This is a genomic window from Devosia oryziradicis (assembly GCF_016698645.1).
Classification (GTDB): domain Bacteria; phylum Pseudomonadota; class Alphaproteobacteria; order Rhizobiales; family Devosiaceae; genus Devosia; species Devosia oryziradicis.
Map to the genome: position 1 here is coordinate 775,162 of NZ_CP068047.1, position 23,391 is coordinate 798,552.

At 65.3% G+C, this 23,391-nt stretch carries 23 protein-coding genes and 1 pseudogene; 12 read left to right on the forward strand and 12 right to left on the reverse strand.

The window, feature by feature from the left end:
• Positions 1-12: 12 nt before the first annotated feature.
• The 4 genes from JI749_RS03885 to JI749_RS03900 all read right to left on the reverse strand — a co-directional run bounded on the left by JI749_RS03885 (position 13) and on the right by JI749_RS03900 (position 3,362).
• On the reverse strand, positions 13-1,281 hold the full coding sequence (locus JI749_RS03885) for an RNA polymerase sigma factor (RefSeq protein WP_201659372.1): 1,269 nt from the start codon (positions 1,279-1,281) through the stop codon (positions 13-15).
• The gene (locus tag JI749_RS03890; protein ID WP_201659375.1) at positions 1,281-1,652 is read right to left on the reverse strand and encodes a YciI family protein; all 372 of its coding nucleotides are present in this window, start codon (positions 1,650-1,652) and stop codon (positions 1,281-1,283) included. The genes JI749_RS03885 and JI749_RS03890 overlap by 1 nt, the downstream gene beginning before the upstream one ends.
• A gap of 90 nt (positions 1,653-1,742) precedes the next feature.
• Positions 1,743-2,609, reverse strand: a complete 867-nt coding sequence (locus JI749_RS03895; protein WP_233280850.1) for an EamA family transporter — start codon at positions 2,607-2,609, stop codon at positions 1,743-1,745.
• A 63-nt stretch (positions 2,610-2,672) separates the two neighbouring features.
• Positions 2,673-3,362, reverse strand: a complete 690-nt coding sequence (locus tag JI749_RS03900) for an AprI/Inh family metalloprotease inhibitor (RefSeq protein WP_201659377.1) — start codon at positions 3,360-3,362, stop codon at positions 2,673-2,675.
• A 129-nt stretch (positions 3,363-3,491) separates the two neighbouring features.
• On the opposite strand from JI749_RS03900, the gene JI749_RS03905 reads away from it, so the two are divergent.
• The 4 genes from JI749_RS03905 to JI749_RS03920 are packed head-to-tail and all read left to right on the forward strand — an operon-like array spanning position 3,492 to position 7,204.
• Entirely contained in the window at positions 3,492-4,553 is a 1,062-nt protein-coding gene (locus JI749_RS03905; RefSeq protein WP_201659381.1) for an aldo/keto reductase, read from the forward strand.
• Entirely contained in the window at positions 4,546-5,229 is a 684-nt protein-coding gene (locus JI749_RS03910; RefSeq protein ID WP_233280851.1) for a fumarylacetoacetate hydrolase family protein, read from the forward strand. Before JI749_RS03905 ends, JI749_RS03910 begins: the two co-directional genes overlap by 8 nt.
• Positions 5,229-6,317: an ATP-dependent DNA helicase gene (locus tag JI749_RS03915; protein ID WP_201659387.1), complete on the forward strand. Its 1,089-nt coding sequence runs from the start codon at positions 5,229-5,231 to the stop codon at positions 6,315-6,317. The genes JI749_RS03910 and JI749_RS03915 overlap by 1 nt, the downstream gene beginning before the upstream one ends.
• Positions 6,314-7,204: a transglutaminase family protein gene (locus JI749_RS03920; RefSeq protein ID WP_201659390.1), complete on the forward strand. Its 891-nt coding sequence runs from the start codon at positions 6,314-6,316 to the stop codon at positions 7,202-7,204. The genes JI749_RS03915 and JI749_RS03920 overlap by 4 nt, the downstream gene beginning before the upstream one ends.
• 17 nt (positions 7,205-7,221) lie before the next feature.
• On the opposite strand, the gene JI749_RS03925 is transcribed toward JI749_RS03920, so the two are convergent.
• The gene (locus JI749_RS03925; RefSeq protein WP_201659393.1) at positions 7,222-8,058 is read right to left on the reverse strand and encodes a transglutaminase-like domain-containing protein; all 837 of its coding nucleotides are present in this window, start codon (positions 8,056-8,058) and stop codon (positions 7,222-7,224) included.
• Positions 8,059-8,301: 243 nt separating this feature from the next.
• Between JI749_RS03925 and JI749_RS03930 the strand changes: the two are divergent.
• Both JI749_RS03930 and JI749_RS03935 read left to right on the forward strand, forming a co-directional pair.
• A pseudogene (locus JI749_RS03930) lies at positions 8,302-10,086 on the forward strand (cation:proton antiporter domain-containing protein); the annotation flags it as partial.
• Positions 10,087-10,915: 829 nt separating this feature from the next.
• The gene (locus JI749_RS03935) at positions 10,916-11,344 is read left to right on the forward strand and encodes an RrF2 family transcriptional regulator (protein WP_201659399.1); all 429 of its coding nucleotides are present in this window, start codon (positions 10,916-10,918) and stop codon (positions 11,342-11,344) included.
• Between the two features lie 131 nt (positions 11,345-11,475).
• Here the strand turns inward: JI749_RS03935 and purU are convergent, their stop codons facing one another.
• Both purU and JI749_RS03945 read right to left on the reverse strand, forming a co-directional pair.
• A complete protein-coding gene (gene purU / locus JI749_RS03940; RefSeq protein WP_201659403.1) occupies positions 11,476-12,327 on the reverse strand; it encodes a formyltetrahydrofolate deformylase in 852 nt (283 codons plus the stop codon).
• A gap of 339 nt (positions 12,328-12,666) precedes the next feature.
• On the reverse strand, positions 12,667-13,062 hold the full coding sequence (locus JI749_RS03945; RefSeq protein WP_201659406.1) for a hypothetical protein: 396 nt from the start codon (positions 13,060-13,062) through the stop codon (positions 12,667-12,669).
• Positions 13,063-13,165: 103 nt separating this feature from the next.
• Between JI749_RS03945 and JI749_RS03950 the strand changes: the two genes are divergently transcribed.
• Entirely contained in the window at positions 13,166-13,585 is a 420-nt protein-coding gene (locus JI749_RS03950) for a DUF2267 domain-containing protein (protein ID WP_201659409.1), read from the forward strand.
• Here the strand turns inward: JI749_RS03950 and JI749_RS03955 are convergent.
• The 4 genes from JI749_RS03955 to JI749_RS03970 form a co-directional block, all read right to left on the reverse strand.
• A complete protein-coding gene (locus tag JI749_RS03955) occupies positions 13,582-14,391 on the reverse strand; it encodes an ABC transporter permease subunit (protein ID WP_201659412.1) in 810 nt (269 codons plus the stop codon). The two genes, JI749_RS03950 and JI749_RS03955, sit on opposite strands and share 4 nt — an antisense overlap.
• 1 nt (position 14,392) lies before the next feature.
• The gene (locus JI749_RS03960) at positions 14,393-15,346 is read right to left on the reverse strand and encodes an ABC transporter permease subunit (RefSeq protein ID WP_201659415.1); all 954 of its coding nucleotides are present in this window, start codon (positions 15,344-15,346) and stop codon (positions 14,393-14,395) included.
• Positions 15,343-16,491: an ABC transporter ATP-binding protein gene (locus tag JI749_RS03965; RefSeq protein WP_201659418.1), complete on the reverse strand. Its 1,149-nt coding sequence runs from the start codon at positions 16,489-16,491 to the stop codon at positions 15,343-15,345. Before JI749_RS03965 ends, JI749_RS03960 begins: the two co-directional genes overlap by 4 nt.
• 113 nt (positions 16,492-16,604) lie before the next feature.
• Positions 16,605-17,696, reverse strand: a complete 1,092-nt coding sequence (locus JI749_RS03970; RefSeq protein ID WP_201659421.1) for a polyamine ABC transporter substrate-binding protein — start codon at positions 17,694-17,696, stop codon at positions 16,605-16,607.
• Between the two features lie 425 nt (positions 17,697-18,121).
• Between JI749_RS03970 and JI749_RS03975 the strand changes: the two genes are divergently transcribed.
• The 4 genes from JI749_RS03975 (at position 18,122) to JI749_RS03990 (ending at position 20,919) form a co-directional block, all read left to right on the forward strand.
• Positions 18,122-19,069: a pseudouridine-5'-phosphate glycosidase gene (locus JI749_RS03975; protein ID WP_201659424.1), complete on the forward strand. Its 948-nt coding sequence runs from the start codon at positions 18,122-18,124 to the stop codon at positions 19,067-19,069.
• A complete protein-coding gene (locus JI749_RS03980; RefSeq protein WP_201659428.1) occupies positions 19,066-19,950 on the forward strand; it encodes a carbohydrate kinase family protein in 885 nt (294 codons plus the stop codon). The genes JI749_RS03975 and JI749_RS03980 overlap by 4 nt, the downstream gene beginning before the upstream one ends.
• Positions 19,951-20,077: 127 nt before the next feature.
• A complete protein-coding gene (locus tag JI749_RS03985; protein ID WP_201659432.1) occupies positions 20,078-20,560 on the forward strand; it encodes a hypothetical protein in 483 nt (160 codons plus the stop codon).
• Complete coding sequence (locus JI749_RS03990) at positions 20,557-20,919, forward strand: DUF1304 domain-containing protein (RefSeq protein WP_201659435.1); 363 nt, start codon at positions 20,557-20,559, stop codon at positions 20,917-20,919. The genes JI749_RS03985 and JI749_RS03990 overlap by 4 nt, the downstream gene beginning before the upstream one ends.
• A gap of 137 nt (positions 20,920-21,056) precedes the next feature.
• Here JI749_RS03990 and JI749_RS03995 read toward each other — a convergent pair whose 3' ends face one another.
• A complete protein-coding gene (locus JI749_RS03995) occupies positions 21,057-22,454 on the reverse strand; it encodes a M20/M25/M40 family metallo-hydrolase (RefSeq protein WP_201659438.1) in 1,398 nt (465 codons plus the stop codon).
• A 149-nt stretch (positions 22,455-22,603) separates the two neighbouring features.
• Here JI749_RS03995 and JI749_RS04000 point away from each other — a divergent pair, with 149 nt between their 5' ends.
• On the forward strand, positions 22,604-23,383 hold the full coding sequence (locus JI749_RS04000; RefSeq protein ID WP_201659441.1) for a FadR/GntR family transcriptional regulator: 780 nt from the start codon (positions 22,604-22,606) through the stop codon (positions 23,381-23,383).
• Positions 23,384-23,391: the final 8 nt, after the last annotated feature.

Consider the following 23,391-nt stretch of genomic DNA (forward strand, 5'->3'; position numbering starts at 1 on the left):
ACAGCCTCGCGACTATTTTGCCGATAGCGCGGGCGGCAGCGCCGGTGGGGTCCCGAGCCGGTCGAGATGGAGCCGGATATGGGCGGCTTCGGCGGGCGAGTTAGCCAGGGCGATGGCCCGTTTGAAGGCTTCGCGGGCGCCAGCCTTGTCGCCCAGTTGCAGCAGCAGGCCGCCGCGCACGCCGTGGTAGTAGAAATAGCCCCCGAGCTTTTCCTCCAGCGGGGTCACCAGTGCCAGGGCGGCCGCGGGACCGCGCACCTTGTTCACCGCCACAGCGCGATTGAGTGTCACCACCGGCGAAGGCTGCAGAACTTCAAGCGTCTGGTAGAGCCGGTCGATGGCGCCCCAATCGGTATCGGCCGCGTGCCTGGCGCGGGCATGCTGGGCGGCAATGGCCGCCTGGACCTGGTAGATGCCGGGCTCCTGGTGGCGCAGTGCCTTTTCCACCAGGGCACGGCCTTCGGTCAGCATCTCCGCATTCCAGAGCCCACGATCCTGATCCTCGAGCAGCACGATCTGCCCGGCAGCATCGACCCGTGCGCCATTGCGGGCATGCTGCAGCAGCATCAGGGCCAGCAGGCCCATGACCTCGGGCTCGGACGGGAAGAGGCGCAGCAGCAGGCGGGCCAGCCGGATGGCTTCGTCGCAGAGCTGGGCCGCGTCGGGGTCGGAATGGCCGCGCGAATAGCCTTCGTTGAACACCAGATAGAGCATCATGGCGACAATGCCGAGCCGCTGCAGCCGGTCTTCTGCATCGGGCGGATCGAAGGATACCGGATTGGCCGCGATGCGGGCCTTGGCGCGGGTGATGCGCTGCTCCATGGCGGCTTCGCTGATGAGGAAGGCCCGGGCGATCTGGCGCAGGGGCAGCCCGGCGACGATCCGAAGCGCCAGGGCAATCTGCTGGTTGGACGGCAGGTCGGGATGGCAGCAGATGAACAGCAGCCGCAGGATATCATCGCGATAGTGGGCGCCATCGAGCCGAGCGGCGATATCGGTCTCGGCATCCTCGAGGTCGGACAGCCGCTCCTCCGGCGGCAGCGCGACATTGTTCCTGGTCTTGCGGACGGCATCGATGCCGCAATTGCGGCCGACAAACACCAGCCAGGCCACGGTGTCGCGCGGCGGGCCCTTGTCCGGCCAGGTCCTGACGGCGCGGAGGCTTGCCTCCTGGAAGGCCTCCTCGGCCGTGTCGAGATTGCGGAAATAGCGCAGCAGGGCGCTCAACGCCTGGGGTCGGGCGGCCATCAGGGCCGCGGCTATCCAGGCATTGTCGACCATCAGCCAATCTCACTGGGGTGGAATACCGCGACCGGACGGATTTCGTAGGAGCCCAGGCCTGGATTGGCCACCGCCAGATCCTTGGCGAACTGGATGGCTTCCTCGAGCGTGTCGCAATCGACCGTGTAGAAGCCCAAAAACTGCTCCTTAGTCTCGGCAAAGGGTCCGTCGATGATCAGCGGCTCGCCCGAATTCTTGCGCAGGGTGGTGGCGGAGGTGGTCGGCAGCAGCCGCGCGACCGGGCCGAGCTTGCCCTTGGCCTTCATGGACTCCTCGACCTTGGCCAGGCGCGCCATCACGGCGTCGTCTTCTTCCTTGGACCAGGCGCCGACGGCATTCTCGTCATTGTAGCAAAGCACGGCGTAGAGCATTTCGAGGATCCCTCGTCTGAAACATGACGAGCGACTATGCCCAAAACAGACAGCGGGTGAAGAGGTTTTCGTGCCTCGCGCCGACTCCACCTAAGCCACGGGTGGCGGCGAATCCCTGGCAATCGTCAGCGTCGCCCCCAGCGAGGCTATGATGACAGCGGCGATACCCGCCAGCTGGAGCGGGCTCAGCGCTTCATGCAGGATGACGAAGCCTGACAGGGCGCCGAGCGCCGGCTGCCCGCTCATCAGAATGCCGAACAGGCGCGTGGGCATGTGGGGCAGCGCCACCATGTCCAGGGCATAGGGGATGGCGCTCGAGAGCAGCGCCACGCCAAGGGCGATGGGCAGGATGGCGGGATCAAGCAGAGCCGGGCCTGCCGTGCCGATGCCGAAGGGCAATGCGATAACCGCGGCCACCGTTACGCCCAGCGCGGTAACGTGCGGCCCGCCGCCGGTGCCGGCGCGCTGGCCGAAGATGATGTAGCCGGCCCAGCAGGCACCCGCCGCAAGGGCCAGCCCCACGCCGGCAAGGCCAATGTCACCGGACCCCTGGCCCAGGGGCAGCAGGGCCAGGAGGCCCGCCACGGCCAGCACGATCCAGCCGAAGTCGAGCGGTTTGCGCGAGCCGGCCAGGGCAACGGCCAGTGGGCCGGTGAATTCGAGGGCGACCGCGACGCCCAGGGGAATGGTCTGCAATGCGGCGTAGAAGAAGAGGTTCATGGCGCCCATGACGGCGCCATAGAGCAGTACGGCGCGCCACTGCTGCGCGGTGATTTTCTGGCGCCATGGCCGGAAGACCAGCAGCAACACCGTCGCCGCCAGCGTCAGCCGCAGCGTCGTGGCGCCGGCGGCGCCGACAAAGGGGAACAGGCCCTTGGCAAAGGAGGCACCGGTCTGGGTGAAGACCATGCCAAGCGCTACCAGGGCGACGGAAAAGACGACGGATTGCGGCCGCAAGGGAAGGCTTTCGAATGGATGCGGCCCTCCTAGCAGGCCGCGCCGGCTCCGTCACCGATGGCTTCAGCAGAAGTTCCGAAAACCGACGAATGTGCCCTTGTCGTCGGTGAAGTGCTTGAGCACGTAGCCGGCCGGGCTGTTCTGGCCCGGCGCGATGTGGCAGCGCGTGCCCTCCGGCGTGTCCTGGCAGGAATCGATCATGAAGCATTGGCCGGCCGTGGTTTCGCCAAGCTTGTCGCTGGCCATGCTGGGCCGGGCCCGGATGACCAGCGGATGCAGGCCCTTGACCCAAAGCGGGAAGGCCGTCGGCACGGCAATGTCGCTGCCCGATGCACAATAGCCGCTATCGGGCAGGCGGATGCAGTTCTGCGCGGCGGGGCTGTCGAGGCTGGCGACATTCTGGCCGTTCAGCGGCGCCAGGACGACCGGCGCGCCGTCGGCAAAGCGCCCATCGAGGGCGCGGCCATCGGGGGAGAAGGTGGCGACGACATTGCCGTCAAAGCCGAGCAGGTGGACATTGCCCGCATCGCTTTTCCAGCCATTGACCATGGCCAGCGGACCCAGGCATCCGAGGCTGGTCGCCCAGAGACCAAAGGTGCCGCTATTGGTGGCAAGGTCGATGCGGCACATGCCGGTGCCGCCATCGCCCGACGTGGCCTGCCATTGGCCGGCGTAGCGCTTCGTGCTGTCCTGCGCGAACCCGGCCTGGATCGACACCAGCAGCAGCACGGCGAGCAAGATACTGTGACGCATGGTTTTCCCTCTCCCGATGGCGCGAAACTGCCGCAAATCTTTCGATTCTGCGAGAGCATGCGGCAGCGCCATTGACCAGACTCTCGTCACCCCTTACCGCTACCGCGGTAGAACAAACGAGGAATGGCGATGGAATACCGTTATCTCGGCCGGTCCGGCCTCAAGGTGTCGACCCTTACCATGGGCACCATGACCTTCGGCGGGTCCGAGAAGGTCGGCCATACCGAGCAGGACGATGCTACGCGCCAGATCGACCTGTGCCTGGATGCCGGGATCAACCTGCTCGACACCGCCAATGTCTATAATGCCGGCGTCTCCGAGGAGATGATCGGCCATGCGCTCAGCGAGAACGGGCGCAGGGAAAGGACGCTGGTCGCGACCAAGGTGCGGTTCAAGATGGGCGACGGTCCCAACCAGATCGGTCTCTCCCGCCACCACATCATCGAGCAGTGCAAGGCCAGCCTCAAGCGCCTCAAGACCGATGTCATTGACCTCTACCAGGTGCACGAATGGGACGGCATCACACCGATCGAGGAAACGATGGAGGCGCTCGACACGCTCGTACGCCATGGCCATGTGCGTTACATCGGGTGCTCGAACTATTCGGGCTGGCATATCAGCAAGGCTCTGGCCGCAGCCGGAGCGCGGCAGGGCGAGCGCTTTATCTCCCAGCAGATCCACTACACCCTCCATTCGCGCGAAGCCGAGTATGAGCTGGTGCCGATTTCGCAGGACCAGGGGCTTGGCATCCTGATCTGGTCGCCGCTGGCTGGCGGGCTGCTGAGCGGCAAGTATCGCCGCGACGGCGGGCCGAAGTCGGGCCGGCATGTCGGCGGTTTCCGCGAGCCGCCGGTCTATGACTGGGACAAGCTCTACGACATCATCGACGTGCTGGTTGCGGTGGCCGAGGAACGTGGCGTTTCCGGCGCGCAGGTCGCGCTGGCCTGGCTGCTGGGCCGGCCCGGGGTAACCTCGGTGATCATTGGCGGGCGCAGCGAGGAGCAGTTCCAGGACAACCTGCTCGCCGCCGAGCTCAAGCTGGGCGCCGAGGAGCGGGCTCGGCTCGATGCGGTCAGCCAGCCGCCACTGCTCTATCCCTATTGGCACCAGAGCTTCACGGCGCAGGATCGGCTGGGCAGGATCGACCTCGACCTGATCGGCCCCTATGCCGAGGAATTCAAGCGTGGCTGATGTCCTGTTCGAGCCCCATGCGCCCGTGACCATCCCGATCGCGCGGGGCGGCCTGTTCGCGGTGCGCCGGGTCTATTGCGTCGGGCGCAACTATGCCGAGCACATCCTCGAGATGGGCAATGACACGCGCGAGCCGCCGTTCTTCTTCGGCAAGCCGGCTGACGCCATCGTGGTTGGCGGTGCGGCTATCCCCTATCCGCCGCAGACCAGTGACCTGCACCACGAGATCGAACTGGTGGTCGCCATCGGCAAGGATGGCGCCGATATCGCTGCCGCCGATGCACTGGACCATGTCTATGGCTATGCCGCCGGGCTCGACATGACGCGGCGCGACCTGCAGGCGGTGGCCAAGAAGGCGGGGCGGCCCTGGGACATGGCCAAGGGGTTCGACTATTCCGCGCCGATCGGCACGATCGAGCCGGCCAGTGCCATAGGCCATCCCGCCAAGGGGGCGATCACGCTTGCGGTCAACGGCGTCGAGCGCCAGCGCGGCGACCTGGGCGACCAGATCTGGAATGTGAGCGATACCATTGCCTTTCTCAGCCGTTTCGTGACGCTCAAGGCCGGCGATATCGTCATGACCGGGACGCCGGCCGGCGTGGGCGCGGTGGTGCGGGGGGATGTGCTCGAGGGCAGCATCGAAGGCGTCGGCACGGTCAGGACCAGGATTAGCTGATGCCGGTCTGGTCACCCCAGCAGGACGCCGCACTGGTTGCGGTGTCCAATTGGCTCAAGGACAAGAACGGGCCGCAGGTGTTCCGGCTGTTCGGCTGGGCCGGCACGGGCAAGTCGACGCTGGCGGTGCACCTGGCGCAGGATGTGCGCAACGTCAAGTATGCCGCCTTCACCGGCAAGGCCGCTTTGGTGATGCGCAAGCGCGGCTGCAAGGGGGCGCAGACCATCCACAGCCTCATCTATACGCTGGTAAGCGAGAAGGAGGGCGAGCCGCGCTTCGTGCTGGACGACGAGAGCCCGGCCGCCGACGCCGATCTCATCGTCATCGATGAAGTGTCGATGGTGGATGAGCAACTGGGCAAGGACCTCCTGAGTTTCGGCGTGAAGGTGCTGGTGCTGGGCGACCCGTTCCAGCTGCCGCCGGTGCAGGGCGCTGGCTTCTTCACCGCCGACGAGCCTGATGTCATGCTGACCGAAATCCATCGCCAGGCGGCCGACAATCCGATCATCCACCTGTCCATGCAGGTGCGCGAGGGCGGCTACCTGGAGCGCGGCTCGTATGGGGATTCCATCGTGGTCGGGCGCGACAATGTCGATCGCAACGCGGTGCTGGAGGCCGACCAGGTGCTGGTGGGCCGCAACAAGACCCGCCTACAATACAATGACCGCCTGCGCGAGCTGAAGGGGCTGCCCTTCCACGAGCCGGTCGAGGGCGATCGCATGGTGTGCCTGAGGAACAATCCGCGCAAGAAGCTGCTCAACGGGCAGATCTGGATCGTCACGGAAACCACCAAGCGCAGCAACGGCAAGTGGAGCCTGTTGCTGGGGGCCGACGAGGGCAAGGGCGAGGCCCGCGTCCTGACCCACAAGGCGTTCTTCTCGGGCGAGGAGGATGCCATGAGCTGGCCGGAGCGGCGCCAGTTCGACGAATTCACCTTCGGCTACTGCCTGACTGTCCACAAGGCGCAGGGCAGCCAGTGGGACAATGTCTACCTGTTCGACGAGAGCTTCGTGTTCCGCGAGGAGCGGGCGCGCTGGCTCTATACAGGCATCACCCGCGCCGCCGAAAAGATCACGGTCGTCTCGTGACCCTGCTCCAGGTGCGGCATGAGACCGTCTATCGCTATGGGCGACCCGTGCGCTTCGGCGAGCATCGCATGCTGCTGCGGCCGCGCGACAGCATGGAGCAGACGCTGGAAAGCTTCGGCCTCGCCATCCGCCCTAAGCCGGCCACGCTGCGCTGGATCCACGACGTGTTCGGCAACGGCATTGCCATTGTCGGTTTCGACGAGCCGGCCGAGGAGCTGCGCATCGTCGCCACCATGGTGCTCGAGCATAAGCCGGAGCTGACCCCGGCCTTCGAGATCGACCAGCGCGCCAAGAGCTATCCGTTCGACTATGGGGACGTCGACGCCATCGACCTGTCGCCGAACCTGCGCCGGCAGTTCCCCGAGGAGACCGAGGTCGATGCCTGGGCGCGGCGTTTCCTCGACCCGCGCGGCGTCACCAATACGGGGCATCTGCTGGCCAATATCACCATGGGCATCAAGGAGAGCTTCCGCTACCTGCGCCGCTACGATCCGGGCACGCAGCGACCGTCGAAGACCCTGGCAACGCGTCAGGGTACCTGCCGGGACTTTGCCCTCCTGATGATCGAGGCCGTGCGCTCCCTGGGCCTGGCGGCACGCTTCGTCACCGGCTACCTCTATTCGCCGGCGCGCGACGGCAACCATCGCGGCGGCGGCGCCACCCATGCCTGGTGCCAGGTCTACCTGCCCGGCGCCGGCTGGGTCGAGTTCGACCCCACCAATGGCATTATCGGTACCCGCGACCTGATCCGCGTCGGTGTCGCCCGCGAACCGCGCCAGGCCATTCCCATTGCCGGCACCTTCATGGGCAGCAAGGAGGATTATCTCGGCATGGAGGTCGAGGTGGTCGTCGAGCGGGTCACCAGTCTGCAGGACGGCATGGGGTAGGGCGAAACTCCACTCTACTATTCCCGCACCACGCTGACCGCATCCGTCGTCCATTCCTCGTTCTTGTCGCCATCGATCGCCTCGCTCCACACCTTGATGGGTTGGGGCAGCACCTGGCCGTAGATTGTGGCGAAGGCCGTGTCGGCGGCGTCGCGGCCGCAGCCGATGCGCACCATGCCATCAAGCGCGGCCATGCGGGTGGGATCGAACAGGTACCATCGATCGCCCAGATAGGCTTCGAACACGGCGTGGAAATCCTGCGGTTCCAGTTGCCAGGCGTAGCAGGAGACAAAGCGCGCCGGAATGCCGAGGGCGCGGCAGAAGGTGATGCCCAGATGGGCGAAGTCACGGCAGACACCGGCGCGCAGGGAAAAGGTATCGGCGGCCGTTGTCGTCGTGTCGCTGGTGCCCGAGAGATAATCGACCTCGGCATTGATCCAGTTGCAGATTTCGACCACCCGGCCGAAGCCCGGCTCGATGCTGCCGAACTGACGAGTGGCAAAGCGGGCCAACTGGTCGGAGGGGCAATAGCGCGAGGGATTGAGGAAGGGCAGCGTTTCGAGCGGCAGGGTGGCAATGGGCACCTCGTCGAGCTTGGCCGGCGCCTGGTGCAGCGGGTCGAGCTCGATTTCTGCGGCATAGCGCAGCTGGACCAGTCCCTTGGGCGCCGTCAGCCGCAGGTAGCGATTGCCGCTTTCCTCCGAGGTCTTCTCGTCGGCGGCGATTTTGGGGGTGATGGTGAGCGTCTCGCTCAGGACGCGCTGACGGCCGCCATGCATGGCCTCGATATTGAAGATCAGCGTCGCGCTCTCGGCGACGTCGTAGCCAATCTCGCATCCCACCGAAAAGCGCACCGCAAGCCCCCGTGTCGTGTTGCCCCTCAACCGTGTCGCCCGCCGGGAGGTTCCGTTCAGGCCGGCGTCATAACAATGCCAAACTTGCGCCTCTGCATGAGTCGGTGGGAGCATTCTCGCCAAGTAGGCCAAATTGCTGACACTTCTTGTGTCGGCTCTGCTTGCGGATCGCGGGCCAATACCCCATCTTGGCCGTAGAGATTTCCGGACAGCATCAGGTCGATAACCCGCCACGGAGGCAATATGCAGCACGATACCCCCCTGATCACAACGATCGTCGCGGGTCTGGTGCTTGCCTATATCTTCGGGATGATCGCCAATCGGCTGAAAATGCCGCCTTTGGTGGGCTACCTGTTTGCCGGCATTCTGGCGGGCCCCTATACCCCCGGCTTCGTCGCCGACCAGGCGCTGGGGGCGGAACTGGCGGAGCTGGGCGTCATCCTCCTCATGTTCGGCGTCGGGCTGCATTTCTCGCTCAAGGACCTAATGAGCGTGCGGGCGCTCGCCATTCCGGGCGCCATCGTGCAGATCGGCTTTGCCACGCTGCTCGGCCTTGGCCTGGCGCTGCTGCTCGGCTGGGACATCGGCGCCGGCCTGCTGTTCGGCCTCGCCCTGTCCGTCGCATCCACCGTGGTGCTGCTCAAGGCTCTGCAGGACAGGCGCCTGATCGAATCCGAGCGTGGCCGCATCGCGGTGGGCTGGTTGATCGTGGAAGACCTGGCAATGGTGTTGGCCTTGGTGCTGATCCCCGCCATTGCCGGCCTAAATGGCGCCGATACCGGCGTGCACGATCCCTTCGTGTCCTTCGTCGAGCGCATCATGGGCGGCTCGGTGGGCATCTGGGGCGTATTGGGCCTCACCATCGTCAAGGTCGCCGCCTTTGTCGGCTTCATGCTGGTCGTCGGCCGCCGCGTCATCCCGTGGGCTCTGCACGGCACGGCCCACACCGGCTCGCGCGAACTGTTCCGGCTGGCGGTGCTGGCCATCGCCCTCGGCGTGGCCTTGGGCTCGGCCGTGCTGTTCGGCGTGTCGCTGGCGCTGGGTGCCTTCTTTGCCGGCATGATCCTTTCGGAAAGCGAGCTGTCCCATCGCGCCGCGCAGGAAACGCTGCCGCTGCGCGACGCCTTTGCCGTGCTGTTCTTCGTGTCGGTGGGCATGCTGTTCGACCCCAGCATCATCATCACCAATCCGCTTCCGGTCATTGCCACGGTGTTCATCATCATCATCGGCAAGTCGCTGGCGGCGTTTGCGATCGTGCTGCTGTTCCGCCGGCCGGTGGCGACGGCGCTGACCATTTCCGCGTCGCTGGCGCAGATCGGCGAATTCTCGTTCATCCTGGCCAGCATGGGCGTGAGCCTCGCCATCCTGCCGCCCGAGGGGCAGGACCTGATCCTGGCCGGCGCGCTGATTTCGATCGTGCTCAACCCGGTCGTGTTCTGGGTGCTCGACCTGCTCAAGCCGCGCTTTGAAGCCAGGGTGGCGCAGCGCAAGGCGGAGAAGTCCGAACGCGAGGGCGTGCGCATCGAACCCACCGAAACCAGCAGGGCCGCCGAAGGCCCGATCACGACGGATGCGCCCAGCGAGGGCGCCGTCGATCGTGGCGCCCCAGGCGCCGACGACGATACCGGCGAACCGTCGCACCAGGTCGGTCACACGGTGCTGGTGGGCTATGGCCAGGTCGGCCGTATCGTCGCAGCCGGCATCAAGGCGGATGGCGGCGGGCTCGTGGTGATCGAGGATTCCGATCATGACGTGGCTGCGGCCCGCGCGGAGAACCTGGAAGTCGTCTTTGGCAATGCGGCGAGCGCGGACGTGCTCAGGCTGGCCAATCTGCCCCAGGCGCGGAACCTCCTGGTCGCCATCTCCAATGGCTTCGAGGCGGGCTCGGTCTGCGAGTCCGGGCGCAAGCTCAATCCGGGTATTTCCATCATCGCGCGCGCCTATTCGGAAGAGGAAGAGACGTTCCTGCGCGGGCTGGGCGCCACCACGGTCATCCGCGGCGAACGCGAAATCGGCAAGGGCATCCTCGCCTTCCTGCGCGGCGACGGCAGCGTGGCGGTGCCGGTGCCGGAAGAGCCCAAGCTGCCGGTGGCCGAAAATCTCCTCGAAAAGGCGGCGGCGGTGGTGCCCGTGGCAGTCGTCCCGGCGGTCGACGCTGCCGCGCCAGCCGAGCCCCCGACGGCTGCCCAAGCCGCTCCCGAGGAATCCGCTGCCGACGTGCCAGCGGAGGGTGCTGCAACCGTCGCGGCGGACACCGTGATCGAACTGCCCGGTCCGGCGGTCGAGGCTGCGGATGCCGGCGAACCAGTGACGCCGGAGCCGACGTTGGAGGTCGCCATAGATGACCCCGTCGTTCTCGATGCGGTCGAAGCCGCCGATACCGAAAGCGTAATTGCCCTGCCGGGCCCCGATGAAGAGCCGCCGGCCGCCGAACTGGAATCGGTGGCGGCTACCCCCACCGTCGGGGAAGCCCCGGCTGCGATCGACGAGGTGGTGGCGCAACCGGCCGAGACGCAGTCGGCAGCCGAGCCGGAAGCGGCGGCTGCACCGCCGCCCGAGGAAACTGCCGCGCCCGCCGGGGCCGAAGAAGCGGCACCGGCACTGCCTGACCCAGAAGCAGATGTCGAGGCGCAGACCGAGGCGGAAGCCGAGGCCGAGACCAACGAAGGCGGCATTGCGCCGCCGGAGGGCGAAGACGAAGGCATCGACCGGACTGTTGTCCCGCCGGTCGTGCCGGAGCCAAAAAGCTAGGCCCTTGTCAAAGGCTTGGGCGCTGGCGCATAGAGTTTGAGGGCGGCTGGGCCGCCCCGATCGCGTGCGGCGCGCCCGATGGGCGCGTCGGGAGTAAGTTGGGCCGATGATCTCGCAAAAAGCCAAGTATGCCTTGCGTGCCCTGGTTTCCCTGGCCCGGGCGGGCCGCGGCCAGACCATGATGATCGGCGAAATCTCCAAGGAGCAGGCGATCCCCAAGAAGTTCCTCGAGCAAATTCTGCTCGAGCTCAAGCGGGCCGGCCTGGTTGCCAGCCGGCGCGGCCGCTCGGGTGGCTATGAGCTCTTGCGCGCGCCCGAGCAGATCATGTTCGGCGAAGTGCTGCGCCTGATCGACGGCCCCATCGCGCCGCTCCCCTGCCTGAGCAAGATTGCCTATCGCCGCTGCGAAGACTGCCGCGAAGAGGCGAGCTGCGAAATCCGCCACGTCTTCGAACGCGTCACGCTGGCCACCCGCGAAGTGCTCGACAAGACCACGCTGGCGGACTCCCTGCGGCTGGAAGATCTGCCGGTCTGAGAACCGGCCCACAGGGCAAAATAGCTCCGGTGGAGCGATTTTAGGTGAGAAGGCCATGAGGGGTATGCCCGAATGGCCCAGATGCGCCACGGGCAGGATACCTTACCTCTCCCTTTTGGGAAGGTGAAGAGCTACCCGAAAACCACCGTCTTCTTGCCGTTCAGCATCACCCGGTTTTCGAGGTGCAGCTTTACCGCTCTTGCCAGGACGCGGCTTTCGATGTCGCGGCCGGCGGCGACCAGGTCGTCGGCGCTCATGGCATGGGTGACGCGGGCGGTTTCCTGCTCGATGATCGGGCCTTCGTCGAGGTCGGGCGTCACGTAATGGGCGGTGGCGCCGATGATCTTGACGCCCCGCTCATGGGCCTGGTGATAGGGCTTGGCCCCCTTGAAACTGGGCAAAAACGAGTGGTGGATGTTGATGACCTGCCCGAAGAGGCGGGTCGAGAGGTTATCTGACAGCACCTGCATGTAGCGAGCCAGCACAACCAGGTCGGCGCCGCTCTGCTTGACCAGTGCCAGCACCTGTTCCTCCTGGGCGGCCTTGCTGTCCTTGGTCACCGGCAGGAGATGGAAGGGGATGCCGGCATCTTCGGCGATCTTTCTCGCATCGTCGTGGTTGGAGATAATGGCGGCGACCTCGGCATCCAGCCAGCCGACACGGATCTGGTAGAGCAAATGCAGCAACGTATGGTCGAACTTGCTCACCATGATGACGATGCGCTTGCGTCGGCTCTCGTCGCTCAGCGCCGTCTTCATCGAAAAGCGTTCGATCGGCGATTTGAGCGCGCGCTCGATGACCTCGCGGCCAATGCCATCGGGCGCGGTAAAGGCCAGGCGCATGAAGAAGCGATCGGTCTCGCGATCCCAGAACTGGTTGGATTCGGCGATATTGGCGCCCAATGCCGCCAGTTCGGTAGTGATGGCGGCGACAATGCCGGGACGATCGGCGCAGGACAGGGTCAGGACGAAATTGGCCGACAAGGTCAGTGTCTCCAGGAATTCCGTCCAGCGGTATCAATGGCTTGGCCGCATCCGTCAAGCGGCAATAAAAAGGGCCCCCTGGGGAGCGGCGGTGCAAAGGCCGCCCCGGGGGAGTGGCAATAAAAAGGGCCGCCCCTGGGGGGACGGCCCTTCCTGAGTCTATCGGCCTCGAAAGCCGAGGAGGCGTGTGTTAGCCGAGATCACTCCCGATCAGCACACGAAATCCAAGACCTTCTTCGAGCGCCAAAATCTCATAAGACACTGGATCACCTCCTTCACGTTGGTTGAACATGACGTCAGGATGACAGGTTTTTCGGAGATGTCCAGTCACGATGCAGTTCAGCGCTGCCGTACCAGAGTGCGGTATAGGATAGCCATGGCAGCGACATAGACGACGGTCGCGATGGCCACGATCGATGCCAGGGCGAGGGGATTGCTGTCCGGCTGCCAGCCGGCAACGGCGAGTGCTGACGACAGCAGCACACCCTCGAGCCCCCGCCGCTCCAGGAAGCTGGGCGTCAGCGGGGTACGCGAGCGAACCGGGTCGAACAGGTGTGGCAGGCAGATCCAGGCCACGGCAAAGGGAATTGCGGACAGCACCTTGAGCGTCACCAGCGCCGCTCCGCCGCCATTGAGCACACTGCTCAAGGCGAACAAGGCCAGGATCACCAGGCCAGCGCCGTATTTGCGCCCAAGCTGGTTGGTGCGGATATAGTCGGAAGGCGTGTCGCTCATCGGGCTGTCTCCTGCTGTGACGCGAAAGTCTTGTAGCCGAAAGTGTTCTAAGCGTGACCCTGGCGAATGCCTAACGGGTCGGCACCTCGGGGAGTTCATTGCCGTGACCAATCCGCGCGACGTCAAATATGCCAATGAGAGCATTGCCCGCTGGCAGGATGCGCTCAAGCAGCGGGCGATGCTGGAAACCAACAACATCACCTTTGCCTGCCTGCGGGGCTTCCTGCATGAATTGCGCGCCCGGCTCCCCCTGGCAGCGATCGCCACGGTGGGCAACCACCTGCCGGCGGTGCAACGCGGTGTGTTCTACCAGGACTGGACGCCCGACGCGCTGCTGCCGACGCCGGACTTGGCGACATTCGAAGCAGCGCTCGCGGCCCGCCTGCTGCCCCATGTGCATATGCCGGAGGGCATCGCCGCCGATGTGCTCTGGCTGATCAAGACTGAGAGCGAGCCCTTCGACGCAGCGGCAATCCGCTCGGTCTTGCCGTCTCCGCTCGCCGAAATCTGGGACCGGGCCTAGGCCCGGGCCTTTTTCGGCTTGCTGCGCAGCTGCAGGATGGTGGCGGCCAGCACGCCCAATGCCACGATGCCGATGATGATGGTGGCGAGCGCGTTGACATCGGGCGAGACGCCCAGCTTGACCTTGCTGAAGATCACCATGGGAAGGGTCGACGAGCCCGGGCCCGAGACGAAGCTGGCGATCACCAGGTCGTCGAGCGAGAGGGTAAAGCCGAGCAGCCAGCCCGAGACCAGGGCCGGGGCGATGATGGGCAGGGTGATGTCGAAGAAGGTGCGCAGCGGCGTTGCGCCCAGATCCATGGCCGCTTCTTCGAGGCTGCGATCGAAATCGGAAAGCCGCGACTGCACGACGACGCAGACATAGGCAGTGCAGAAGGTCGCGTGGGCGATGACGATGGTCAGCATGCCGCGGCCGCGCGGCCAGCCGAGCGTGGATTCCATGGCCACGAACAGCAGCAGCAGCGCCAGGCCCGTGATGACGTCGGGCATGACCAGCGGGGCCGAAACCATGCCGGAAAAAAGGGTGCGACCTTTGAAGCGGCGGAAGCGGACCAGGGCCACGGCAGCCAGCGTGCCCAGCACCAGGGCGATCGAGGCGCTCAGCGCCGCGATCTGGAGGCTGAGCCAGGCCGCGCCCAGCAGTTGCGGGTCGCTGAACAGGGCACCGTACCACTTGGTGGAAAAGCCCGACCAGACGGTCACCAGCTGGCTCTCGTTGAACGAGAAGATGACCAGCGAGACGATGGGCGCGTAGAGGAACGAGAAGCCGAGCGCGGCGGCAATAGGCAGGAACCAGCCTTTGCGCATGTTACTTCTCCACCACGGCGCTCTGGGCGCGTTGCAGCAGCATGATGGGGACGACGACCACCACCAGCATGGCCATGGCCACGGCGGCCGCGCGCGGCCAGTTGGTATTGGTGAAGAATTCGTCCCACAGCACGCGACCGATCATCAGCGTGCCTGGCCCGCCCAGCAGCGAGGGGATGACGAATTCGCCGATGGCCGGGATGAAGACCAGCATGGAGCCGGCGATGATGCCGGGCATGGAAAGCGGCAGGGTCACCGAGAGGAAGGTGCGCAGCGGGCGGGCGCCAAGGTCGGCCGAGGCCTCGAACAGCGAGACGTCGAGCTTCACCAGCGTCGTATAGAGCGGCAGGATCATGAAGGGCAGGTAGGTATAGACGATGCCGACATAGACGGCGAAGTCGGTCTGCATCATCACCAGCGGCTCGATGCCGAACAGGCCCAGGAACTGGTTGATCACGCCATTGCCGCGCATGAACCCGGTCAGCGCATAGACGCGCAGCAGGAACGAGGTGAAGAAAGGCAGCACCACTAGCATCAGCATGATGTTGCGCCAGCGATCGGGCGCGCGCGCGATGGCATAGGCCATGGGGTAGCCGATGAAGAGCGTGATGACAGTGGCGATGGCGGCGATGCGGATCGAGCTCAGATAGGCCGCGACATAGAGATTGTCGGTGAAGAGCCGGATGTAATTGGACAGGTGCAGCGTCAACTGCACGGTGCCTTCCTCGGTCGAGAGCAGTGCCGAATAGGGCGGGCGGCCGAACTGCTTGGTGGCCAGCGATATACCGAACACCACGGCCAGCGGAATAAGGAAAAAGACCAGCAGCCACAGCACCGGCGCGGCCAGCACCAGCATGCGGCCGGTAATGCCGACCCGGGCAAGCCGTCGCTCCACGGCATTCCAGGGACGCAGGCGGCGAGGAGGCGGAATGGTGGGTTCGTGCGTCGTGGTCATACCGTCAGCACCGAGCCGGCATCGGGCGCCCAGGATACATACACCGTCTCGTCCCAGGTGATGGCGTCGGGATTGCCGCGCACCGAATTGGTCTGGCTGACGCGCAGGCGTTTGCCGCTCGGCAGCACGATCTGGTAGAGGCTCATGTCGCCCAGATAGGCAATGTCTTCGACCATGCCGGTGGTGACATTGGCGCCGAACTGGCCCTCGGGCTTGTCCCGGCTCACATGCATCTTTTCGGGGCGGATGGCCCACCACAGGATCTGGTCGGGGGCGCAGTCGACGCCGTGTCCGACATAGATGTCGCAGCCCAGTTCGACCGAGCGTATGCGGACGTGATCGGGCTCGTCCTCGGTGACCACGCCCTCGACCATATTGACCGAGCCGATGAAGCCGGCAACGAACTTGGAATTGGGGAATTCGTAGATGTCGGTCGGCTCGCCGATCATGGCGATCTCGCCCTGGTTCATCACCCCGATGCGGGTGGCCAGGGTCATGGCCTCTTCCTGGTCGTGCGTGACCACGATGAAGGTGACGCCGAGCGATTCCTGGATCTTGACCAGCTCGAACTGGGTTTCCTCGCGCAGCTTCTTGTCGAGCGCGCCCAGCGGCTCGTCCAGCAGCAGCAGCTTGGGGCGCTTGGCCAGGGCACGGGCCAGGGCCACACGCTGGCGCTGGCCGCCTGACAGCTGGTTCGGTTTGCGCTTGCCATAATCCTGCAGCTTGACCAGGCTCAAGAGCTCGGCGACGCGGTCCGATATCTCACCCTTGGGCATGTGGTCGCGTTTCAGGCCATAGGCGATGTTCTGCTCCACATTCATGTGGGGGAACAGGGCATAGCTCTGGAACATCATGTTGACGGGGCGGTTATAGGGCGCCACATGCGTCATGTCCTGGCCATCGATCTCGATGGTGCCCGAGGTTGGCTGCTCGAAGCCGGCCAGCATGCGCAGCAGGGTGGACTTGCCCGAACCCGAGCCGCCGAGCAGGCAGAACAGCTCGGACTTGTAGATATCGAGCGACACGTCATGCACGGCCGAAACGTCACCGAATTTCTTGGTGACGTTCTTGATGCGCACGAACGGCTTTGCCTTCGGGTCGCGCCACGGACGGGTTTCGAATGCGAGCTGCGGCTTCTTGGCCATTGGCGGACTCTTGAAAGGCTGAAGGGGCGGCACTTCTGTCGCGTTTCCGAACCGGAAAACCGGTATCCACTTTTCCTGGAAACGCGTGGGGTGCCGCCCCTTGAGTGATCGTCTTACTGGCCGGTTTTGATGCGGGTCCAGGTGCGGGTCAAGACCTCTTCGAAGGCCGGGTCATGCGCCTTCATGACGAAGGCCTTGGCGATGGTCTCGGCCGGCGGGTAGATGCCGGGGTTGGACTTGACTTCCTCGTCCACGAATTCCAGGGCCGGCAGGTTGGGGTTGGCATAGAACACGTAGTTGGTGATCGCGGCCACGACCTGGGGCTCGAGGATGTAGTTGATGAACTTGTGGGCGTTGTCCGGATGGGGCGCATCCACCGGAATGGCGAGGAAATCGAACAGGGTCGCAGCGCCTTCCTTGGGGATCACATACTTGATCTCGACCGGAGTAGCGGCGGCGGCGCCGGCATCGGCGGCGATGAAGATGTCGCCCGAATAGCCCAGGGCGACGCAGATCTCGCCGTTACCCAGGTCGTCGATATACTGGCTCGAATTGAAGTAGCGGATATAGGGCTTGACCGAGTTGAGCAGGGCTTCGGCCTTGGCAAGGTCTTCCTCGCTCTCCGAATTGGGGTCTAGACCCAGATAGTTGAGCGCGATGCCGGTGACTTCGGACGGGCTGTCGAGCAGGCTGATGCCGCAATCGGCGACCTTGGCGGCCAGTTCGGGCTTGAAGATCAGGTCCCAGCTATCGACCGGCACGTCGGCGCCGAGCGCCTCGGTGACCTTGGCGACATTATAGCCGAAGCCGATGGTGTTGATCATGTAGGGCACGGCATGGGCATTGTCGGGGTCCTGCGCGGCGGCAGTCGCCATCACGGCCGGGTCGAGATTGCCCAGGTTGGTCAGCTTGGACTTGTCGAGCGGCAGGATGAGGCCGGCCTGGATCTGCCGTTCGAGGAAATTGCCCGAGGGCACAACGATGTCGTAGCCGGAATTGCCGGCCAGGAGCTTGGCGTCGACGATCTCGTTGTTGTCATAGACGTCGTAGTTGACCTTGATGCCGGTCTCCGCCTCGAAATTGGCGATGGTGTCCTCGGCAATATAGTCGGACCAGTTATAGACATTGAGCACGGCCTCTTCCTGGGCCAGCGCCGGGCTGGCCACCATGAGGGCGCCAAGGGCAAGTGCGAGCGACTTGTTCATCTGGATTGAGCTCCTGTTCGCGGTTCTGGTTTTTGTCGTTGCGGCCACGGTGGCGGCCGATTGGGGCGCCGGGGCGCGAGATCAGCCTCGGGCGCTTATCTCGGAGTGCCCGGATTGGTCGATCCGGCCTTGTCTGCTGGTACGGAAAAAGAGCGCTCGGAAGCGCTGGGCCTATCGGCTGGACTGGGCCCGGAGCCGGGCGCGTATCGATCGGCGCCGCAGGCGCGATCAACAATGGCGGTCTGCAGCGAAGTGCCCTTTCCACGCTGGCGTTTATGAGGGCAACCTAGAACCAAAAAGCAGGGGCGACAAGCGCCGAGCAGCGAAGTTTTCGCAGCTATTGACGCCATCTGCCAACAAGGCGCAAAACCCGCGCCAGCAGGGCCACGCGGCCCATGACAGACACAAGACCAGCGAGTGATCCGATGAGTGCCAAGGCCTATCTTTCCGTCAGTCCCGAAGTGAAGAAGGCCCTGGCCGACGGCAAGCCGGTCGTGGCGCTGGAATCGACCATCATCACCCATGGCATGCCCTATCCGCAGAACCTGGAGATGGCCAACAATGTCGAGGCTGTGATCCGCAAGCATGGTGCCGTGCCGGCCACGATCGCCATGATGGATGGTCGCTTCTGCGTGGGTGTTGCGGGTGAGGACCTGGAGCGGCTGGCGCTCGAGGGCGGCAAGGCGGCCAAGGCCTCGCGCCGGGACGTCAGCGCCTTGCTGGTCAAGGGCGCCATCGCCGGCACCACGGTCGCCACCACCATGCAGATCGCGGCGTTAGCCGGTATCCACGTCTTTGCCACCGGCGGCATTGGCGGGGTGCATCGCGGCGCCGAGGAGACCTTCGATATCTCGGCCGACCTCGAGGAACTGGGCCGCACGCCCGTGGCGGTGGTTTGCGCCGGCGCCAAGTCGATCCTCGATATCGGCAAGACGCTCGAAGTGCTCGAGACCAATGGAGTGCCTGTGCTGGGCTATGGCACCGAGGACTTCCCGGCCTTCTGGGCGCGCCAGAGCGGCCACAAGGTCGATCACCGCTTCGACGACGTCGCCGACATCGCCAAGGTCGTGGCCATGCAGATCGACCTGGGGCTGGGCGGCGTCCTGATCGCCAATCCGATCCCTGAGGCTGACGCACTCGACCCTGATGCCATCGAGGCGCGCATCGCCGAAGCGATCCGGGGCGCCGAACAGGAAGGGGTCTCGCGCAAGGACCTGACGCCGTTCCTGCTCAAGCGCATCTTCGAGCTGACCGACGGCAAGTCGCTGGTGTCCAACATTGCGCTGGTCGAGAACAATGCCAAGGTCGCCGCGCAGATTGCCGTGGCCATGGCAGCCCGCGCCACGCCCAAGCCGGCCGTCCGCCGCGCATGAGCGGCAAAGTCCTCGTCGTTGGCGACGTGATGACCGATGTCATCGTCGTCCCCGAAGGTCCCATCGTCAAAGGCAGCGATCGTCGTGCGACGGTGCGAAGCCGGCCGGGCGGCTCGGGTGCCAACCAGGCGGTGTGGCTGGGCGCCATGGGCGCCGATGTGGTGTTCGCGGCGCGGGTCGGCCACGCCGACAAGGCCATGTACGAGAACTACTTCCGCGGCCTGGGCGTGGTGCCCGTGCTGGCCGGCGACCGGGAACAGCCCTCAGGCGTCCTGGTGACCATCGTCGATCCGGATGGCGAGCGCAGCTTTCTCACCGATCGCGGCGCCAATCTCAATCTGTCGCCCGATGACCTGCCCTCGAGCCGGCTGGACGATATCGGCATGGTCATGGTCTCGGGCTACAGCTTCTTCGCTCCCGGCCCGCGGGCAGCGGTGCAGGCCCTCTTTGCCGCGGCCCGGGCGCGCGGCATTGCCGTCGCGGTCGATCCGGCGTCGGTCGGGTTCCTGGTCGAAGTGGGCGTCGCGCAGTTCCTCGACTGGACCGCGGGTGCCGACTGGATTTTCGCCAATGAGAGCGAAGCCGAGGCATTGACCGGCGCCGTCGGCTACGAGGCGCAGACGCGGGCCCTGGGCGAACGTTTCGGCACCGTGCTTATCAAGCGCGGAAGGCTTGGCGCGGCCCTGGGGGGTCGCGAGGGCGTTCGTGTGCTGCTGCCGGCACCATCGGTAACGGTCCTCGATTCCACAGGCGCCGGCGATGCCTTCGCCGCCGGCTTCATCGCCGCCCATCTGGCCGGGGATGACGAAGCGACGGCCTTGGCCAGGGGCATCGCGGCCGGGGCGAAAGCCGTGCAATCGATTGGCGGCCAGCCGAGCTGATCGAGCGGCAGGTGAAGCGCCGACATCGGAGTATCCCTTGCGCACGCCGCCGCAATTCCAACCCATACGCCAGCCAGCTTGCCCGCCCTAGCCACGGCGTGGCACACCATAATCGCGGAGACACGACATGAAGCGCCTGCTTGCCATTTTCGCCACCAGCCTTGCCTTGACCGCCACCGCATCGGCCGATGGCAAGATCTATGTGCAACTGCCCGATCTCAGCGGCTTCAGCGGTGAAGAGGCCGAGACATTCCTGAGCGAGGTGGTGCTGGCCAATGTCATTTCGTCCAACTGCGCCGATTTTGCCGTTACCGACGAGGAATGGTCGCTGCTGACCGACTCGGCCGATATCCTCGCCCACGGACAGCTGGGGATCGGCGTCAACGACTTCGACAACCTGTTCTACGATCCGGCATTCGAGACGCTGGACGAGCCGGGCGCCTGCGACAAGCACGGGCCGCAAGTGCAACCGGTTATCGACAAGCTGGTCGCGCTGGGTGGCTCGCGTGAAGCGCTGCCAGACCAGGAAGCCGCCTACCAGGCCGAGCAGGCCCGCCAGCTGGGGTGGGATGCCATGGCCCTCTCACCAGGAAAGACCAAGACAAAATGAGCGTCGTCGCCATCGTCATCGTCGCCCTCGTGGCGCTGCTGCACATCTACATCCTCGTGCTCGAGATGTTCCTGTGGACGGCGCCACAGGGCCGCAAGGCCTTCGGGCTGACGCCCGAATTGGCCGAGCAGACCAAGGCACTGGCGGCCAATCAGGGGCTCTATAACGGCTTCCTGGCGGCAGGGCTGATCTGGTCGCTGGTGCATCCGCAACCCGAATTCGCCTGGCAGATCGCCATGTTCTTCCTCGCCTGCGTGGCGGTGGCCGGCATTTATGGGGCAGCGACGGCCAGCCGGAAGATCATCCTCATCCAGACCGTCCCGGCGGTCATCGCCATGCTGGCGGTGATGTATCTGTAGGGCTGGACATTTCAATCCACCACCGCGCGTCACCCTCGGGCTTGACCCAAGGGCTCTTTACTTTCGTCGAGTTCGGTAAGTGCAGTGCCCTCGGGTCAAGCCCGAGGGTGACGATCGAGTGTGGGGAAGGCTGCGCCCTAGCCCGCCAGGCTCGCGAGCACCCGTACCCAGGAGCGGATGCCGCGGTGGAAGCTGTCGAGATCGTACTTCTCGTTGGGCGAGTGAATCTGGTCATCGACATGGGCGAAGCCGATCAGCAGCGTGTCGAGGCCGAGGATGCGCTTGAAATCGCCGGCGACCGGGATCGAACCGCCCGAACCGGTGATGACCGCCTGCTTGCCCCATTCGCCCGACAGCCCCGCCAGCGCCTGGCGCAGGTGCACGCCATCCGATGGCACGGTGATGGCCGGTGAGCCACCATGAGCGTGGAAGCTCACCGAGCAGTCGGCGGGGATCATGGCCTCGACGTGCTGGCGGAAGGCGGCGCGGATCTTGTCGGGCTGCATGCCCGAGACGAGGCGGAAGCTGATTTTGGCGCTGGCCTTGGCCGGGATCACCGTCTTGAAGCCGTCGCCGGTATAGCCGCCGGTCATGCCGTTGATTTCGCAGGTCGGCCGCGCCCACAGCATTTCGAGCACCGAGCGGGACTGTTCGCCGGCAGGGATGGAGAGCCCGGCTTCGCCCAGGAATGCCGCCTGGTCGAAACCCAGCCCCGCCCATTGCGCCTTGAGCTCGGGGCTGATTTCGGCAACGTCGTCGTAGAAGCCGGGCAGCGTCACCGAGCCGTCGGGTGCCCGCAAGCTGGCGATGACCTCTGCCAGCACCTGGTTGGGGTTGCGCGCCGCATTGCCGAACATGCCGGAATGGAGGTCCTTGTTGGCGCAGGTGATGGTGATTTCCTCGGCCACCAGGCCCCTCAGCATGGTGGTGATGGACGGGGTCTGGCGGTCCCACATGTCGGTGTCGCAGACCAGGGCAATATCGGCGGCGGCCAATTCTTCGCGATTGGCTTCCATGAAGGGCGGCAGGTTCTTGCCACCGCTCTCCTCCTCACCCTCCAGCATCAGGGATACCTTGACCGGCAGGCCGCCTGTCACCGTCTTCCAGGCGCGGCACGCCTCGATAAAGGTCAGCATCTGGCCTTTGTCGTCGGAGGCGCCACGCGCCACGATGATCTTGCGACCATTGGCGTCGGTCTTGAGTTCGGGCTCGAACGGATCGGAATGCCAGAGTTCGATCGGGTCGACCGGCTGCACGTCGTAGTGGGCATAGAACAGCACGTGCGGGCCGGCCTGATCGGGGCCGTGCGCCACAACGACCGGGTGGCCCGGCGTCGGGCGCGCTGCCGCGTCGAAGCCCAGACCGGTCAGTTCGGTGGCTATCCAGTCGGCGGCGCGCCGGCATTCGGCGGCATAGGCCGGGTCGGTCGAAATGGACTTGATGCGCAGCAGCTCGTAGAGGCGCTCGAGGCTCTGGTCGAGCCCGGCATCCACGCTGGCAAGGACGGCATCGAGTTGGCTGGTGGTCGTGGTCATGCGGCTGATTCCCTGTTTGCCGCTACACTCGCCGCCGTGCGTCCCCCTGTCCAGCACCGGTTGCCGTGCGGCTCCGGGTCGGATACTTCATATAGTAACACTAATGAGGCGCGGGGAACCGGTCACGCCGAACGGCAGGGGGGCCGCTGATGGTTACACGCGAGGTGCCGGAAAGGACGACGGGCGATCTGATCGCCTCCATCGCCGGCCGCGTGCCGATGCGCAACCTCCACTCGCAAGTGCTATGGCAGCTTGGCGTTGCCATCGTGCGCGGCGACTATCCGGAGGGGGCCATCCTTCCATCCGATTCCGACCTGCTGGCGCGCTTTTCGGTATCGCGCACCGTGTTGCGCGAGGCGCTCAAGACCCTGGCCGCCAAAGGTATGATCGAGGCGCGGGCCCGCATCGGCACCCGGGTCCTGCCACGTCAGCGCTGGAACCTGTTTGATTCCGATGTGCTGTCCTGGCATTTCGAGGCCGGGCCCGACGTGGCGCTGCTGCGCAGCCTTGCTGAAATCCGCATCGGGGTCGAAGTGGAATCGGCCGCGCTGGCCGCCGTCCGCCGCAACGAGGAACAGGCTGCGGCGCTGCTCGCCTGCGCCGACCGCATGGGCGAAGCCAAGACGGCTGAGGAATTTGCCCGCACCGACCTGCAATTCCATCGCACGGTGGCCGAAGCTTCGGGAAACCCCTTCATGGCCTCGATCAGCGCGCTCGTGGAACTCGCACTCACCGCAGCCTTCACCATCAGTTCGCCCGTCGAGGACGAAGCGGCCATGCGGGCCACCGTACGCGCCCATGGCCGTATCGCCGAAGCGATCATGGCGGGCGATGCCGACGAAGCCCGGGTCGCCATGAAGGCGGTCATCACCGAGGGCTTTGGTCGCGCCGCCGGCCGTATGGCGCTGAACGACCCGGTCGAGACCTGATCTGCGGG

What these genes read in the sequence shown, in the direction of transcription:
- JI749_RS03885 (WP_201659372.1), bottom strand. Translation starts at nt 1,281, where the DNA reads ATGGTCGACAATGCCTGGATAGCCGCGGCCCTGATGGCCGCCCGACCC.
- JI749_RS03890 (WP_201659375.1), bottom strand. Translation starts at nt 1,652, where the DNA reads ATGCTCTACGCCGTGCTTTGCTACAATGACGAGAATGCCGTCGGCGCC.
- JI749_RS03900 (WP_201659377.1), bottom strand. Translation starts at nt 3,362, where the DNA reads ATGCGTCACAGTATCTTGCTCGCCGTGCTGCTGCTGGTGTCGATCCAG.
- JI749_RS03905 (WP_201659381.1), top strand. Translation starts at nt 3,492, where the DNA reads ATGGAATACCGTTATCTCGGCCGGTCCGGCCTCAAGGTGTCGACCCTT.
- JI749_RS03915 (WP_201659387.1), top strand. Translation starts at nt 5,229, where the DNA reads ATGCCGGTCTGGTCACCCCAGCAGGACGCCGCACTGGTTGCGGTGTCC.
- JI749_RS03935 (WP_201659399.1), top strand. Translation starts at nt 10,916, where the DNA reads ATGATCTCGCAAAAAGCCAAGTATGCCTTGCGTGCCCTGGTTTCCCTG.
- JI749_RS03945 (WP_201659406.1), bottom strand. Translation starts at nt 13,062, where the DNA reads ATGAGCGACACGCCTTCCGACTATATCCGCACCAACCAGCTTGGGCGC.
- JI749_RS03955 (WP_201659412.1), bottom strand. Translation starts at nt 14,391, where the DNA reads ATGCGCAAAGGCTGGTTCCTGCCTATTGCCGCCGCGCTCGGCTTCTCG.
- JI749_RS03960 (WP_201659415.1), bottom strand. Translation starts at nt 15,346, where the DNA reads ATGACCACGACGCACGAACCCACCATTCCGCCTCCTCGCCGCCTGCGT.
- JI749_RS03965 (WP_201659418.1), bottom strand. Translation starts at nt 16,491, where the DNA reads ATGGCCAAGAAGCCGCAGCTCGCATTCGAAACCCGTCCGTGGCGCGAC.
- JI749_RS03970 (WP_201659421.1), bottom strand. Translation starts at nt 17,696, where the DNA reads ATGAACAAGTCGCTCGCACTTGCCCTTGGCGCCCTCATGGTGGCCAGC.
- JI749_RS03975 (WP_201659424.1), top strand. Translation starts at nt 18,122, where the DNA reads ATGAGTGCCAAGGCCTATCTTTCCGTCAGTCCCGAAGTGAAGAAGGCC.
- JI749_RS03980 (WP_201659428.1), top strand. Translation starts at nt 19,066, where the DNA reads ATGAGCGGCAAAGTCCTCGTCGTTGGCGACGTGATGACCGATGTCATC.
- JI749_RS03985 (WP_201659432.1), top strand. Translation starts at nt 20,078, where the DNA reads ATGAAGCGCCTGCTTGCCATTTTCGCCACCAGCCTTGCCTTGACCGCC.
- JI749_RS03990 (WP_201659435.1), top strand. Translation starts at nt 20,557, where the DNA reads ATGAGCGTCGTCGCCATCGTCATCGTCGCCCTCGTGGCGCTGCTGCAC.
- JI749_RS03995 (WP_201659438.1), bottom strand. Translation starts at nt 22,454, where the DNA reads ATGACCACGACCACCAGCCAACTCGATGCCGTCCTTGCCAGCGTGGAT.
- JI749_RS04000 (WP_201659441.1), top strand. Translation starts at nt 22,604, where the DNA reads ATGGTTACACGCGAGGTGCCGGAAAGGACGACGGGCGATCTGATCGCC.